Source organism: Halalkalibacter krulwichiae (assembly GCF_002109385.1).
Taxonomy (GTDB): domain Bacteria; phylum Bacillota; class Bacilli; order Bacillales; family Bacillaceae_D; genus Halalkalibacter; species Halalkalibacter krulwichiae.
Genome location: NZ_CP020814.1, coordinates 1,672,952 through 1,688,052 on the forward strand (window position 1 = coordinate 1,672,952; position 15,101 = coordinate 1,688,052).

Annotated in this window: 12 protein-coding genes and 2 pseudogenes; 7 read left to right on the forward strand and 7 right to left on the reverse strand. The window is 39.1% G+C overall.

What is annotated here, in order from left to right; genetic code table 11:
* Window positions 1-7: 7 nt before the first annotated feature.
* Both BkAM31D_RS24230 and BkAM31D_RS24235 read left to right on the forward strand, forming a co-directional pair.
* The gene (locus BkAM31D_RS24230; RefSeq protein ID WP_257391647.1) at window positions 8-721 is read left to right on the forward strand and encodes a phenylacetate--CoA ligase family protein; all 714 of its coding nucleotides are present in this window, start codon (window positions 8-10) and stop codon (window positions 719-721) included.
* Entirely contained in the window at window positions 670-1,281 is a 612-nt protein-coding gene (locus BkAM31D_RS24235; protein ID WP_257391648.1) for a phenylacetate--CoA ligase family protein, read from the forward strand. The genes BkAM31D_RS24230 and BkAM31D_RS24235 overlap by 52 nt, the downstream gene beginning before the upstream one ends.
* 448 nt (window positions 1,282-1,729) lie before the next feature.
* Here BkAM31D_RS24235 and BkAM31D_RS08480 read toward each other — a convergent pair whose 3' ends face one another.
* The 4 genes and pseudogenes from BkAM31D_RS08480 to kynU all read right to left on the reverse strand — a co-directional run bounded on the left by BkAM31D_RS08480 (window position 1,730) and on the right by kynU (window position 5,967).
* Window positions 1,730-3,073: a sodium-dependent transporter gene (locus BkAM31D_RS08480; protein ID WP_066151933.1), complete on the reverse strand. Its 1,344-nt coding sequence runs from the start codon at window positions 3,071-3,073 to the stop codon at window positions 1,730-1,732.
* A gap of 93 nt (window positions 3,074-3,166) precedes the next feature.
* Window positions 3,167-4,021, reverse strand: coding sequence for a tryptophan 2,3-dioxygenase (gene kynA, locus BkAM31D_RS08485; protein WP_066151930.1), 855 nt, complete (start codon window positions 4,019-4,021; stop codon window positions 3,167-3,169).
* 16 nt (window positions 4,022-4,037) lie between these two features.
* Window positions 4,038-4,678: pseudogene (gene kynB / locus BkAM31D_RS08490) on the reverse strand (arylformamidase).
* A 2-nt stretch (window positions 4,679-4,680) separates the two neighbouring features.
* The gene (gene kynU / locus BkAM31D_RS08495) at window positions 4,681-5,967 is read right to left on the reverse strand and encodes a kynureninase (protein WP_066151926.1); all 1,287 of its coding nucleotides are present in this window, start codon (window positions 5,965-5,967) and stop codon (window positions 4,681-4,683) included.
* Window positions 5,968-6,127: 160 nt separating this feature from the next.
* On the opposite strand from kynU, the gene BkAM31D_RS08500 reads away from it, so the two are divergent.
* A complete protein-coding gene (locus BkAM31D_RS08500; RefSeq protein ID WP_066151923.1) occupies window positions 6,128-6,742 on the forward strand; it encodes a TetR/AcrR family transcriptional regulator in 615 nt (204 codons plus the stop codon).
* 15 nt (window positions 6,743-6,757) lie between these two features.
* A complete protein-coding gene (locus tag BkAM31D_RS08505; protein WP_066152621.1) occupies window positions 6,758-7,831 on the forward strand; it encodes a PQQ-dependent sugar dehydrogenase in 1,074 nt (357 codons plus the stop codon).
* Between the two features lie 242 nt (window positions 7,832-8,073).
* On the opposite strand, the gene BkAM31D_RS08510 is transcribed toward BkAM31D_RS08505, so the two are convergent.
* Window positions 8,074-8,997: a response regulator gene (locus BkAM31D_RS08510; RefSeq protein ID WP_066151920.1), complete on the reverse strand. Its 924-nt coding sequence runs from the start codon at window positions 8,995-8,997 to the stop codon at window positions 8,074-8,076.
* The gene (locus tag BkAM31D_RS08515; protein WP_276565211.1) at window positions 8,994-10,313 is read right to left on the reverse strand and encodes a sensor histidine kinase; all 1,320 of its coding nucleotides are present in this window, start codon (window positions 10,311-10,313) and stop codon (window positions 8,994-8,996) included. The genes BkAM31D_RS08510 and BkAM31D_RS08515 overlap by 4 nt, the downstream gene beginning before the upstream one ends.
* A gap of 361 nt (window positions 10,314-10,674) precedes the next feature.
* Here BkAM31D_RS08515 and BkAM31D_RS08520 point away from each other — a divergent pair, with 361 nt between their 5' ends.
* On the forward strand, window positions 10,675-12,093 hold the full coding sequence (locus tag BkAM31D_RS08520) for an alanine/glycine:cation symporter family protein (RefSeq protein ID WP_066151917.1): 1,419 nt from the start codon (window positions 10,675-10,677) through the stop codon (window positions 12,091-12,093).
* Window positions 12,094-12,273: 180 nt separating this feature from the next.
* Here the strand turns inward: BkAM31D_RS08520 and BkAM31D_RS08525 are convergent.
* Window positions 12,274-13,268, reverse strand: a pseudogene (locus BkAM31D_RS08525) (asparaginase).
* Between the two features lie 245 nt (window positions 13,269-13,513).
* Between BkAM31D_RS08525 and BkAM31D_RS08530 the strand changes: the two are divergent.
* The gene (locus BkAM31D_RS08530) at window positions 13,514-13,855 is read left to right on the forward strand and encodes a helix-turn-helix domain-containing protein (protein WP_066151914.1); all 342 of its coding nucleotides are present in this window, start codon (window positions 13,514-13,516) and stop codon (window positions 13,853-13,855) included.
* A 236-nt stretch (window positions 13,856-14,091) separates the two neighbouring features.
* Window positions 14,092-15,066 carry a glutaminase gene (locus BkAM31D_RS08535; protein WP_066151911.1) on the forward strand — a complete coding sequence of 325 codons (975 nt, stop codon included), beginning with the start codon at window positions 14,092-14,094 and terminating at the stop codon, window positions 15,064-15,066.
* Window positions 15,067-15,101 lie beyond the last annotated feature (35 nt).

A 15,101-nucleotide genomic window follows, 5' to 3' on the forward strand; every position in this document is an offset into this window, starting at 1 on the left:
AAAATACATGACAGAAATGTTATATGGAGTGCGAGAAGGGGAAGTCAACCTTGAACGCTATCAGCTACAAGAATTAAACCAATTACTCGTATTTGCAGCGCAGTTTAATGATTTTTATAAAGAGAAATTAGCACATGTATCATTGCCGATTCAATCGAACGAAGACTTATTAGAGGTTCCTTTCACTCTTAAATCGGAATTATCAAAAGATCAAATCGACTTTGCTCCATATGGTAGAAATCATTCATATCCAGAATCAAGTTATATTCGCTACCATCAAACTTCTGGTACTTCTGGGCGACCTTTAAAAATTCTTGATACGAAAGAAAGTTGGGAGTGGTGGAGTGATTGTTGGGTGAAGGTTCTTGAATCAAGTGGGGTAACAAAAGAAGACCGGTTATACCTTGCTTTTTCATTTGGACCATTCGTCGGCTTTTGGTCAGCTTACGAAGGAGCGAAAAAAGTGGGAACGACCGTGTTTCCTGGTGGTGGCCAATCAACGATTGAGAGATTAAATAGCATTATTGAAAACAAAGCAACCGTTCTTCTCTGTACACCAAGTTATGCCTTACATCTTGCTGAAGTTGCAAGCGCTAACAATATTGATATTAAGAACGCCCATATCGAAACGATCATTACGGCCGGAGAACCAGGGGATCCATTCCTTCCGTGCGTGAACACATTGAGCGTTTATGGAGTGCGAAACTTTATGATCATGTAGGAATGACAGAAATGGGTGCGTATGGCTATTCTTGTTCTGAACAAAAGGGGATTCATGTAAATGAAGAGCACTTTATTTGTGAAGTGATCGACCCACAAACCTCTTTACCTGTCGCAGAAGGAGAAAGAGGTGAGCTTGTCTTAACAAATTTAAAGAGATATGGATACCCTCTGATTCGCTACCGGACGGGTGATATAGTTATTAACACGAATACGAAATGTCCGTGTGGCAATTCACACAAACACCTTCCAGGAGGAATCATCGGCCGTGCTGATGACATGGTTGTTATTCGCGGAATTAATATTTTTCCACAATCAATTGAAGCAATCGTTCGAGAGTTTAATGAAGTGACGGAGTTTAGTATTGTTTATTATACAATTGAAGAAATGGACCAAATCAAGGTGAAGGTTGAAACAGAGAATGAGGGAATAAAAGATGATTTGCAAAAACGGCTAAGAGATCGAGTAGGGTTAAGGGTTCAAGTAGATGTTGTTGAAAATGGATCGCTTCCTCGTTTTGAAATGAAGGCTAAAAGAGTTGTAGATGAGAGAGTAAAGTAAAAAAAGGAAAGTGAGAAGCACGGGACAAAGAGCTTTTATTGATGAAAAAGCATGGCATCCGCTCCGGAAATACTTCGCTTTTTAGCGGGCGGCTGGTGAGTCTCCTCGTGCTAACACAGAGGGCAATGTGGGGGTCTCACCCTTGCCTTTTGATGAAAATTAAACTTCAGACTGTAGACAAAAGGCCTTTGAGTTTGATTTCTCAAAGGCCTTTTTACGCTATTTCTTTTGATCGTTGAAGAGTAGGGAACTTCTATTTTTCCGCTCAACACCCGCCTGCGGAAAGCGTGTCCCCCATCCCGGGAGTGAGATCGAAGCTCCTTTTCAAGTCCGAAATAAACGAGCACTTTTTCAGTGGCCTCCCTTTTGATCCCGCAGGAGACTACGCATATTTCCTCCGCTTCAATAACCCAGCCTCTTCGTTTGATTTGAAAACACTCAACCTTCCTTAAAACAATCCAATCATATTAATAAAAACGATAGTGATGGTTAGTGGAACAATCCATCTCATTAAAAACTTCCACGTAGAGAACCAACTTGTAGAGAGTGAATTACCAGCTTGAAATTCTTTGGAAACAAGTTGTTGATCCATTCGATGAGTTATAAATAAGGCAATTAATAAGCTTCCTAATGGCAGCAGGATGTTACTAACGAGATAGTCGGTTGCATCAAAAATCGGTTGACCGAAGATGAGTACATCTTGGAGAACTCCAAATGACAGTGCAGCTGGAATTCCGGCTATGAAAATGATGATTCCTGAAACGAAAGCGACCTTTTTTCTTGAACGTTTTCCGTCTTCTATAAAAGCCGAGATGATGATCTCAAGCAAACTGAAAGAAGAGGTTAAGGTTGCGAACAAGAATAATAGTAAGAATAAGCTTAGGAATACTGAACCAAATGGCATTTGTGAGAATGCAGTTGGTAAGACCATGAATAGTAATCCAGGTCCTTCCGCTGGTTCAAGTCCGAAAGAGAAGACAACTGGAAAAATGGCAAGTCCTGCTAATAACGAAACAAAGATGTTCATAAAGACAACGGATGACGCCGCAGAAGGGATGCTCACTTTCTTGTCCAAGTAAGAGCTGTATGTAACCATGCAAGAGAATCCGACTGCTAATGAGAAAAAGGATTGACCAAGTGCATATAAGATCGATTCCCCTGTAATACTTGAGAAATCAGGCTTCAGGAAAAAGCGAACCCCTTCCATCGCTCCTTCTAACGTCAGGGAACGAAACACAAGGACAATGAAAAATACAAAGAGTAGTGGCATTAGATATTTACTTGCTTTTTCGATCCCGTTTTTAATTCCAAACGATAAGACGATGACATTGATGAGTAGGAATAATGCTAACCCAAGTAAACCCATCCAAGGAGTGCTCGTCACTTGTCCGAATAACTGTCCATAATCGGCACCGTCATGAATAATGTTACCTGAAACGGCTAATCCGGAATAAAGCAGGACCCAGCCACCGACGACACTGTAAAAAGAGAGTAGTAGAAAGCAACCAATCACGCCGAGGCGGCCAACCCATACCCAAAAGCTATTCGGTGCTAATTTCTTATAGGCGGAAATGGCTTCTTTCTTTGCCCCTCGTCCGATCACAAATTCAGAAATGAGCATCGAAAGGCCAATCACCACTGTAAAAACAATGAAGATAAGGAAGAAGGCGCCTCCGCCATTCATCCCTGCGACATATGGAAACTTCCAAATCGCCCCTAGGCCAATCGCCGCTCCTGCCGTTGCTAGAATAAACCCTAATTTAGAGGACCATTGTTCACGTTTTGTATCCATAGAATCATCCTTTGCTATGTGAGTTTCGCTCTTGCCGATCTGATTCCCCTGCTTTTATAACTAGTCAAAAAAAGCAGGGGAGAGACACTTCTCTTAAATTTCTGTTCGTAAATCCCATAGCTCTGGGAAGAAGCGCTGATCTAGAACTTTTTTCAAGTAGTTTACACCAGAAGAGCCTCCAGTTCCTACTTTAAAGCCTATGATTCTCTCAACTGTCTTCATATGGCGGAAGCGCCATTGTTGAAGCCAATCTTCAATATCAACCAGTTTCTCACCTAATTGATATAGATCCCAATATTGATCGACATTGCGGTACACGGTGAGCCATGCTTCGCGTACAGAATCATCCGCTTTATATGGTTTTGAGAAATCACGATTCACCATGTCTGGATTGATCGGCAATCCAGCTTTTGCAAGAGCTTGAATCGAGACATCATACAAGCTTGGTGCATGAAAAGCCTGCTCCAGTATTTTATGAAGCTCTTGATCTTTTTCATAGATTTTCAAAATGTGGCCCGTTTTATAACCTAAAGCAAATTCAATTAAGCGATATTGGTACGACTGAAAGCCAGAAGCCTGACCAAGCGAGTCGCGGAACTCCATGTATTCTGATGGCGTCATCGTTGAGAGAACGTCCCATGCTTGGATGATCTGAGATTGAATCTTTGAGACACGAGCTAAACGTTTAAAAGAAGTAGGAAGGTCGTCTGCCTTAATCGACTCGATCGCTGCATTTGTTTCATGCAAGATTAGCTTCATCCAAAGTTCACTTACTTGATGGATCACGATGAAGAGCATCTCGTCATGATGGTCCGATAAGCGATCTTGGCTTGAAAGTAGCGTATCTAACTGTAAATATTCTCCGTATGTCATGTTGTTATTAAAATCAGTGTGAATTCCCTTCTCCGCTTCAGCTGCTTTGTTTTGATAGGTTTCGTTCTTTGTCATAAGTAAGCCTCCTTTATTATAGTGGGCGAATAACCGCTCGAACTGGACTTCCATCGGCCTCTCTTAAAGGCAAAGGGAGAGCAATTAACTCATAATCGCCTTCTTCGACATCGTCTAGCATTACGTTTTCTAAAATGTGAATCTTATGTTCATATAAGGCGTGATGGCCTTCTAAATCTTTGCTATCGAGTGCATCGACAGAAGGGACGTCGACGCCGATTAATTGGATTCCTTTTTCATGTAAGTAGATGGCACCATCCTCAGTAACATACGGAATGCTTTTTGGAAAGCGCTCTGGTCTATTCGGAATGGCTGTTTTGATCAGAAGTCTAGTAACTCCTTTTAAATCAAAATGGCTCAGGGCAGCGCGATCGATTTTCTCAAAAGATGAAAGATCAATCACTCGAGCCTCACCGATAAAGACATTCAAATCTAAATCTAGTATTTTGGCCCCGTCATTACGAAAGTGAAAGGGGCATCGACATGAGTTCCAGAATGAACACTCATAGTGATTTGCCCAATATTGACAGAGCCCGTTTGCTCTTTTGAGTACGTCATTTGATAAGAGAAGGGTGTATCTTCTGGCCAATGAGCGAGCTTGTCATGCAAAGGTTGTGAGATATCGATCCATGATTGGTTGTTTCGTTGTTTGTTCATCGTTACGCCACCACTTCACGTTCATTTTTAAATTTCTTATAGCGTTCTTCTTTCATGATTGTCTTTAACATTTGAACACATTCCCACACTTCCTCAAACGTATTATAAAGGGCAACAGGAGCGAGACGAATGCCATTTGGCGTACGGTAGTCTGGGATAATCTTTTCTTCCTTTAACGCTTTGCAAATTCTTGCTGCTTCAGGGTGCTCAAGATAAACATGACCTCCTCGTCGATGATCTTCTTTAGGATTTTGAATGGCAAATCCGTAATCCGTAAGTTCATGCTCAATCAGATCCATCAAATATTGAGTAAGCTTCAATGATTTCACCCTTATTTTTTCCATTCCCACTTCCTCAAAGATGGAAAGAGAACCGATGAGAGGAGCGAGGCTTAACACATGCGGTGTTCCAACTTGGAAAGCGCCCGCGTCTTCAGCCGGTGTAAGTGTATGATCCATATCAAATTGTTTATCTTTACGTGAGCTAAACCAACCAGCGAGCCCAGGGTGTTTGCCGAAGTGTTTTTTATTAACAAATAACCCTCCAACGCCACCAGGACCGCCATTTAAATGCTTGTAGTTGCACCAAAAGGCAAAGTCAACATCCCAGTCACTCAAGTGATGAGGGATCGAGCCAACAGAATGACATAAATCAAAACCAATCAAAATGTTGCGCTTATGAGCTTCAGCTGTTAGTCGCTTCATATCAAGAATTTGACCACTTCGGTACAGCACACTCGGTAAGACAATTAGTGCAATATCTTCCTTCATTTCATTAATAATGTCTTCTTCAGCCAAAGTATGCCCGTCAGAACTACGAACTTCAACTAAGTGTTCACTAGGATCATAGCCTTTTAAAGTTAGCTGGCTCTTTAAAGCGTAAATGTCACTTGGAAAGTTAAGTTCATCGGCTAAAATTTTCGTTTTCTTGCTGTCAGGTTGATAAAATGTACTTACTAATTGATGGAGGTTCACCGTTGTCGATCCTGTTACGATGACTTCTTCAGGTGATCCGCCCACAAGTGGAGCTAAGCTATTCCCTAATTGTTCCGATAAATAGAACCAAGGATGCTCCCCTTGAGTCCAACCATCAATACCAAAGTGCTTCCATGAATCTAGTAAGCTTAGCAACGTTTGTTCAGCTCGTTTTGATAAGAGCCCAAGCGAGTTTCCGTCAAAATAGATGCTTCCTTCTTTTACATAAAACTCATTCCGATAAGGGGCAAGCTCATCTTCTTGATCTAAACGAACCGCATACTCCTTATTGTAAGCGTTATCAATATTAGCCATAAAAAAACTCCTCCTAAAGTAGAGTAATGAATTAATTAAATTATATTGCAATAACTGACATCATGTCAATGACATTATGTCAGTTAGTTCTAGAATCATTGTATTCACAAGAATAACCTTGTAGAATAAGGACCATAGAGAAATCAAAGAGGTGTAGAAGGTGGCGAAAGAGAAGGAGAACTTAACGGCAAGAGAGCGTCAAGCGATACAAACGAGAAACAATCTTTTGAAGGCAGGAAAAGAAGTTTTTCTTGAAAATGGATTTCAAAAAGCTACGATATCTCAAATTATAAAACGAGCCAATACCGGATATGGGACAGCCTATGTCTATTTTAAAAATAAAGACGATCTCTTCATCGTCTTAATGGAAGAAGTCATGGACAAATTCTATCAAGTAGCGGAGCAATCATTTGAGCCAAAATCAAAAAAAGAAGCACAAGAACAAATTTCAAAACAAGTGCATCTGTTTCTCATGTTGGCAGTCGAAGAAAAAGCGATGATGAGCGTCGTTAAGGAAGCAATCGGGTTTTCTTCTGAAGTGGAACAAAGGTGGAATGTCATTCGTGAACGGTTTATTGAACGCATTTCAGTCGATGTCCGCTATTCGCAAGAACACGGGCTCGCCAATTCTTCTTTTCACCCTGCACTAGTTGCTCGTGGATGGTTCTACGCAAATGAAATGTTCATGTGGGACTGTGTGAAAGGGGACAACGACTTTTCGATTGAGGATGTAATTTTGAATTTGACGAAGTTGTATGTGGACGGGTTGTATTAGGAGATGAGTTAAATGATGAAAATAAATGTAGCGATGTATTTATTAATCGTTTTCCTCCTCGTTGGGTGTTCAGCGAATGAACAACAAAATCCAATAGACAACGAGCAGGGGAATGATTTGGAAGTGATTGCAGAAAATCTTACTGTTCCGTGGTCACTCGAAAAACTTGATCAAACGTTCTATTTAACAGAAAGACCAGGATCCATCATAAAATGGGAAAATGGAGAAGTGGAACGGCAAAGAGTAGAACTAGAGCAAGATATTTCGACAGCTCCCGAGGCGGGGTTATTAGGGTTTGTGCTCGCCCCTGACTTTGATGAATCAAATTTAGCTTATGCGACTTATACATATGTAGATGATTCTGGACAATTTAACCGTATTGTAACTCTCCGTTTGGAAGATAACGTATGGAGGGAAGAGCGTTTGCTCCTCGATCATATTCCTAGTGGTACGTTTCATCATGGTGGCAGGCTTAAAATTGGCCCCGATGGAATGCTTTATGCAACAACCGGTGATGCGTCTGAACCGAATATCGCACAAGAGCTTGAGTCGCTAGGTGGGAAGATTTTACGAATGAATCTTGACGGCTCTATTCCTAGTGATAATCCATTTCCAGATTCCTATGTGTATAGTTATGGACATCGAAATCCCCAAGGCATTACTTGGTCGTCTGATGGTACGTTGTACTCGAGTGAGCACGGCAACAGAGCAAATGATGAGATCAATTTAATCGAAGCTGGTCAAAACTATGGCTGGCCGATGATTGAAGGCGTTGAGGAGCAAGAAGGGATGGTTGCACCGCTATTCACTTCAGGAGAGGCAGACACTTGGGCCCCATCTGGAATGGCCTATTCTAATGGGAAATTGTATGTTGCCGCATTAAGAGGAACTGCTGTATTAGAATTTGACCTTGAAACAGGTGAACAACGAGAAGTAATAACTGGATTAGGAAGAATTCGTGATGTTTTCATTGAGGATGACTTTCTTTATTTCGTTAGCAATAATACAGATGGTCGCGGTACACCGCAGGAGAATGACGATAAGCTGTATCGAATTTCGCTTTTTAGAATAGAAATGGAAATTGAATAAGAGAAGGTGAAGGCCATACGGCTGTATTCGTGATCTACAGAAGCCAATAGGCACCAATATTTCAAGAAATATAATAGTATATGTTCCTGCTCCCAGTGGTAATTTGCTAGGGGCAGGATTTTTTAGTAAAGAAATAAAATGGCTCTACGAAACAAAAAACAGAATCTCGTAAATGACTCTGTTTTCTCTAGTAAGCTTGATTCCACTAAACAAACTCTATCAAATATAACCGCTGAAATTGACTACTCGGACATCATCTGTTTGGCTTCAAAATATAATGTTTGAATGAACTTCTTTGTATTAACTCGAGTAGAAGTTGCCGGAGAGCCAGATTCATTTTTTAATTCTAACATTCTTTTTCGAACAACTGTAAAATCAAAAAAGTGGGAGGCGTACTTTTCAAAAAGGACATTAGAAAAGTCAGTAAGTCCAAGCGATGCTAAGTGATTTAAGGAATGATAAATCGTTCTTCGGACCCTCTGTTTAGAAGCTTTTATCTCTCTTCTTACATCTTCATCATCCGCAGTTGCTCCTAGCTTTTTTGCAGCTACCTGCTCATAAATAGTTGTCAGAGAGGGCATTTCATGATCAAATGTATACTTCTTCTCAAAATTATATAAATAAACCAAAATATCTAGTAAATCTCTAGAACCGCTTTCACCAGAGATCCCTAATTCAGATAAAAGAAATTGGCCATAAGTCTTAATATTATCCTCTTTATAAGCAGAAGGTTTCCACTTAGGTTCTATTTGTAGGACGTTATTTAACGATTTTTGAATGTCATAAATGGATTTTTCTAAGCGGATATGCTCCATCACTTTTTGAAGCACAGCTAATACTTCGATTTTATTAATTGGTTTATTCACATAGTGCTCGATCCCAAGTAAATACGCTTCACAAATTAGATCCTTTGATTCTATTTGAGAAATCATAATGATTTTTCCCTTAAACGAAGGTTTGATTGCTCGAATTGTTTCAAGACCATCACGCTGAGGCATTAGTAAATCAATTAATAAAATATCGACCTTTTTTATGTTTAATGTTTCTCCATCCAATAATGCACCATCTTCAGATTCACCTACAACTTGCCCAAGGTCTTCATCCTCTATCATTTGAGCGAGCATAGAACGAACGATTTCATCATCATCGGTAATATAGAAGTTCATCTAGAACACTCCTTTTCCACTAAATTTTCAACTGGCAAGCTAATTATAAATACAGTTCCTTTATTCCCATGTCTACTTTGGAAGGTGACGGTGCCGTTAAGCTTTGTGACCATATCCTCTACAAAGGTTAATCCAATGCCTGTTGAGGGATTCCCCATAAGGTCATATTTAGAAGTGAAGCCAGGTTTGAATATTAATTTTTTATGCTTATCAGCAATCCCGACTCCGTCGTCTTCAATGCTAAATTCAACCGAATTCTGCTTTGCGATCGCTTCTATTTTAATGGTTCCCTTGTCAGTAATAGCTTCTACGGCGTTTGCAACTACATTATTGAGAATCGATAAAATCGTATAGATATGGTAACGAGAGTGCACTCCCTCAATCGTATAACTAAATTTAACCTCTTTTTCTAATAAGCGAGCATACTTTTCATTGGCTCGAACAATAATATGAATGAGCTCATTAATATGGACATAATCTGAGAAACTTTCATTTGTAATAAGTTTAGACAATCCGGCAAAAATTCTTTGATTGTCTTTTTTAATGTCATGTACCTCACCAGCGATTTCTAGTAGTTGTTGACGAGTACTTTTGATGACATTGCTGTTAATAAGTTGATCCTGATCCAATCCTCTATATAGCTCGTAAGCCTTTCTAGTAATTGCCTCCGAGTTTTGAAGTGATTTTTTCAAGTGAATGGATTCCTCATACAAATTGGAGACGAGCATGAGCATATGTTCATTATGCTTTCGAACCTCTCGCTCCCGTGATTGGGTTTCATACAACTTCATCATACTAAAAACACCTAACACCATAAAGCTGTGAGAAAGAGCTATAATAACCATTTCCGTTAAAGAGGCAGAAGTAATGGTCATTCCAAATACAAGATATTGCACGAATAGCTCTGAAAAGTCTGATAATAATTCAATAATGATGCCAAATAACCCAATGATCAAGGGACTGTGGTGGTAACGATTAACTTTCATTACATAAAAAAGACAAGTATACGTGAAATAAAAGAAAAAAGTGGGATAATGTGATTCAAACGATGTTAACCAGTTAAAGTTGTTCAGCATGAACCAATCTAGTAGTATTCGAAAAATGACAACTACAGAAGCAGTTAAAAAAACCGGAATAATAGCGGTGTTTCTTAAAAATAGTAGAAAAAGAAAAAGAACGGGTGGGCCTAAACTAACACGGAATGTTTCGTTAATGGGGTAGAAATTAATTTCGCCCGCAAGTGGAACAAAAAGGATCATAAAAATAATAATCGTACGTTCTTTTTTTAGTAAGGGATAAAGGTTCAAAGGTGTCACTCCTAGAGCTTTGTCAAAAAGACTACCAAAGATTTAAGCATAATTCTATATAAAAAGTTATGTTTATTCAACTATATTTACAATAAATTAAGAGCCTCCGCCCACTGTGATTCAACGCGTATCCTATGGGCTTAGTTTCTTAGGTGATTCAATTTTCTCAAAATACTACTTTTTTGAGAAAATTGGATGTTTTTTGTGTTTTCTTGTAGCATCCGGTCTCTTTTTGTAGATTTCTTTCTATACTTATGTATATTTGTAAGCAACCTAAATGCAAACGCTTACAATTTTTTAGGGGGTGTCAATGATTTTTTAAAAGTGAGATTTGAACGCGGATAAATAAAAAACTAGAGAGGTGATTCTTATGGTAGAAGCAATCATTGATTGGGGAAATACGATTTTATGGTCCTATGTGTTAATTGTTTTACTTGTTGGGTTAGGGATTTATTTTACGTTCAGAACGAAATTTGTTCAAATTAGAAATCTTGGAGAAATGTTTCGTTTAATAAAAGAAAGTCCTTCGACTACCAGTGGAAAGAATCAAGTTTCATCATTCGGGGCTTTCTGTATTAGTGCTGCATCAAGAATTGGGACAGGTAATCTTGCTGGGGTGGCTATTGCGATTACTTTAGGAGGTCCAGGTGCTGTCTTTTGGATGTGGATTGTTGCTATTTTTGGTGCAGCATTAAGCTTTATTGAAAGTACATTAGCTCAAGTATATAAGGTTAAAGGATCTAATGGGTACAAGGGTGGCCCAGCCTTTTATATGGAAAAAGCTCTTGGTGCAAGATGGATGGGGGTATTGTTTGCGATATTAATTACTTTCTGTTTTGGACTGGCTTTTAATTCGGTTCAAGCAAATACGATAACATCTGCATTTGAGGAAGCCTTTGGCATTAATCGACTTGTCCTCGGTATTGCTTTAACTGTACTGACTGGGTTTGTTATCTTTGGTGGCGTGAAGCGTATTGCTAAAGTGACTCAGGTAGTAGTTCCGATTATGGCTCTATGTTATTTGATTTTAACTACATATGTAGTGATTGGAAACATTGGTGAAATTCCTGGGATGATTGGTCTGATCGTCTCTAGTGCGTTTGGTTTCAACGAAGCGGTTGCTGGTGGGATTGGTGCTGCCATTATGAATGGTGTCAAGCGCGGATTATTTTCGAATGAAGCTGGAATGGGGAGTGCACCTGTTGCAGCAGCAGCAGCAGATGTGAGTCATCCGGCAAAACAAGGGTTTGTTCAGACGCTAGGTGTATTTATCGACACATTAGTTATTTGTAGCGCAACTGCGTTTATTATTTTATTATCTGGTGTTCAAGGAGAGGGAATGGGTGGCATTCAGCTCACTCAAAGTGCATTAGCTAGTCATGTTGGTTCGTGGGCAACCATTTTTGTCGCTATTGCCATTTTGTTATTATGTTTTAGTTCAATTGTTGGAAATTACTATTATGGTGAATCCAATTTAGAATTTATTAAGGAAAATAGAACAATTCTCTTTGTCTTCCGTCTAGCAGTCTTAGCAGTAGTACTATTTGGGTCCGTATCAAGCCTAAGCATGGTATGGAATCTAGCTGATCTCTTTATGGCGCTAATGGCAATCACAAACTTAATTGCTCTTCTTTTAATTGGGAAGATCGCGATTGCCGTTTTAAAAGATTATGTGAAACAGAAAAAAGAGGGCAAAGATCCGGTTTTTTATGCTAGCAGCATTGAAGGCCTAAAAAATGTAGAATGCTGGGAAGATGAAGAAGTTTCTGAGAAGCATAAAGAAGCCTAATGCTATAAACGGGAAAGCTTGTCTATAGCGACACGCACAAAAACAGTTATAATTGAAAAAAGTTAGGAGGGCACTGAAAAAAGGACAAACCAATTTCAGTGCCCTCTTTAGGGGATTTTTATTTAATTAATCAACCATCGCCCTGTTATGTGAGCATCTCCAATAAAAAGAACTATCTTATTAATCCTCCGTATCCCAAGTTGTTGATAGATCCCAAGCTAGTGGAGTTTCTATAATTTGTTTGACTTCTTTTATATTTGTCGTTTTACCAAGTGCCCACATCAACTTGGCCACAATGGCCTCTTTGTTCATATCTCCAGATAAAATTACATCATACTGTGCAACCTTTCTACCTACCTCATAAAGATATAAATCTCCTCCTTCTTCTAAACATTGAGTTGAAATGAGGACGGCGACGCCTTCATCAATTAACTCTTTTATTTTAGGTAAGAGATTTCTTTGTTCAAATGGAACACCACCATTTCCGTAACTCTCGACAATTACCCCTTTATACAACTTCTTCAAAAAATCAAAAATCTCCGGTTTTGTTCCAGGGTGTAATTTCAAAACAAATACATCAGGACATAAACTTGTATCTAACATGAGTTTCAGTTCAGTACGTTCAGGCTGCCAGTAGTAGTTTCTTTTATCATAGCGACATATGGTAAGTTAATACTTTCAAAAGCATCATAGCTTTTTGTTCTCATTTTTACAGCCCTTGTTCCCATCATGACACGCCCATCAAATACAACAAAAACCCCGCCAATGTTTTCACTTGCAAACAGAAGTGCATCTGATAAATTCTTTTTGGCATCTGTATGTTTAAAGCTGATAGGGACTTGAGAACCTGTCACAACAACTGGCTTTTGCAATCCTTGCAGCATATAGGACAATGCAGCGGATGTAAAACTTAGCGTATCAGTTCCATGAGTAATCACAAATCCATCATACAAATCATAGTTTTGATAAACAGCTTCTGCAATTTGAACCCAATGTTCTGGCTGCATATTTGTACTATCTCTGTTCATGAGGATTTGATAGGTTACATCAACAGATAAAGATTTGTCGTGAAAATAATCTAGTAGATCCTTTGCTGAGAGACCGGGAACAAGTCCCTCCTTACCTTCAATTGATGCAATCGTCCCACCAGTAGCAAGTAACAATAGTTTTTTCATATCTGTCCACCTTTAGCTTCCAATATCGTAATAGTGTTTGCATAACGCGACCTTAATGTTTAATATATTATAATATAAGCGTACTTAAATCAATATATTGTTCTCGTTTCGAGAACGAATTTCTTGATGAGTTCGTTTCGCATGCTATAATTTATGAAGATAGAGCGTGTTCAACGGCTGTCATAGAATTTCTCTATTATCAAACTATAAAACAATCTATAAAAAATACGGAAGCAGGGATCCAGTTGTTAAAGCGATTATCAGAACTTAGAAAGAAGAGAGATTGGTCAATGCAGGAAACGGCTGACCGGCTTGGTATTGCAAAAAGTACGTATGCGGGCTATGAATCTGGCTATCGAATGCCTTCAATCCAAGCGTTAGCTGACATTGCTGATTTGTACGAAACAACGGTAGATTATCTTTTGGATCGCGAAGTAGAAAAACGTCCGAAAATTGAACTTACAGAACTATTGGCAGCAGAGGAACATGTACTAATACTTGATCATTCTCCATTAACTGTGGAGGAATTAAGAGATTTTGTTGCTTTTACTAGGGTAAAAAGAGAGCTGAAAAAGGACGAGAGATAACAGTATGGTTCTTCGTCTACCACTTTGAGAGGGCACTGAAAAAGGTCGGTTTAACCTTTTTCAGTGCCCTTCCCTTTTGCCTACAGACGTCCTCTTTTAACTCATTTGTGCCAAGGCAGAAAAAAACTTTTTTATCTATTTGTAGTGTTTTGTTCTTTTTCGTAGCTTAGTTTTTAAACTAAATAAGAAAGTTAATAGCTCAATAATGGAAGCGATTACAATTAGGAGGAAGGCAAATGCAATCACTACAGGGAATGAATACCATTGAGGGAGAAAATCTCGATCGCTGGGTAAAACAGTGCCGTCCACTTGGTACGAAAGGTCGTTGTGCAGAGTATATTCCTGCTCTAGGGGAGTCAAATCTTTTAGATTTAGGGATTTGCATCATTACCCCAGAAGGTGTTGAGATCAAATCAGGGGAATGGGACGTTCCTTTTACTCTACAAAGTATCTCAAAAGTCATTAGTTTTATTGCTGCTTGTTTAGATCGTGGAATTTCATTTGTGCTAGAACGTGTTGATGTGGAACCAACCGGGGATGCCTTTAATTCAATTGTCAGGCTGGAAATGAATAAACCGGGGAGGCCATTTAACCCAATGATTAATGCAGGGGCTATTACAATAACTTCGCTCCTGAATGGGGAATCACCTGAGCAAAAGTTACACTCGGTATATGAATTGCTTGAAAAAATGATTGGGAGACGACCAACTTTTAACGAAAGAGTTTTTCAGTCAGAATGGAAGACGGCGAATCGAAATAGAGCATTAGCTTACTATTTAAAAGAGAGCGGTTTCTTAGAATCAGAGGTCGAAGATGCGTTAGAAGTTTATTTAAAACAATGTTCCATTGAAGTAAATGCCAAAGATATTGCTCGAATGGGTTTAATTTTATCTCAAAATGGATTCGATCCGATTCAAAAAAAGCAAGTCTTTCCTAAGGAGGTAGCAAAGTTGATTAAAGGTTTAATGATGACTTGTGGGATGTACAATGCCTCAGGGAAATTTGCAGCTTTTGTTGGGGTCCCAGCTAAAAGCGGAGTGTCAGGGGGGATTATGGCTTCAGTTCCAGCAAGGTATGAGCAAGAAACTCTTTTTCAAATGGGGTGTGGCATCGGCATTTATGGTCCAGCAATAGATGAATTTGGAAATAGCATAGCAGGAGTTGAACTATTGAAAAATCTTGCAGGGGAATGGGATTTTAGTATTTTTTAACAATTGGATCAAACATGTAAAAACGATAGAAGATG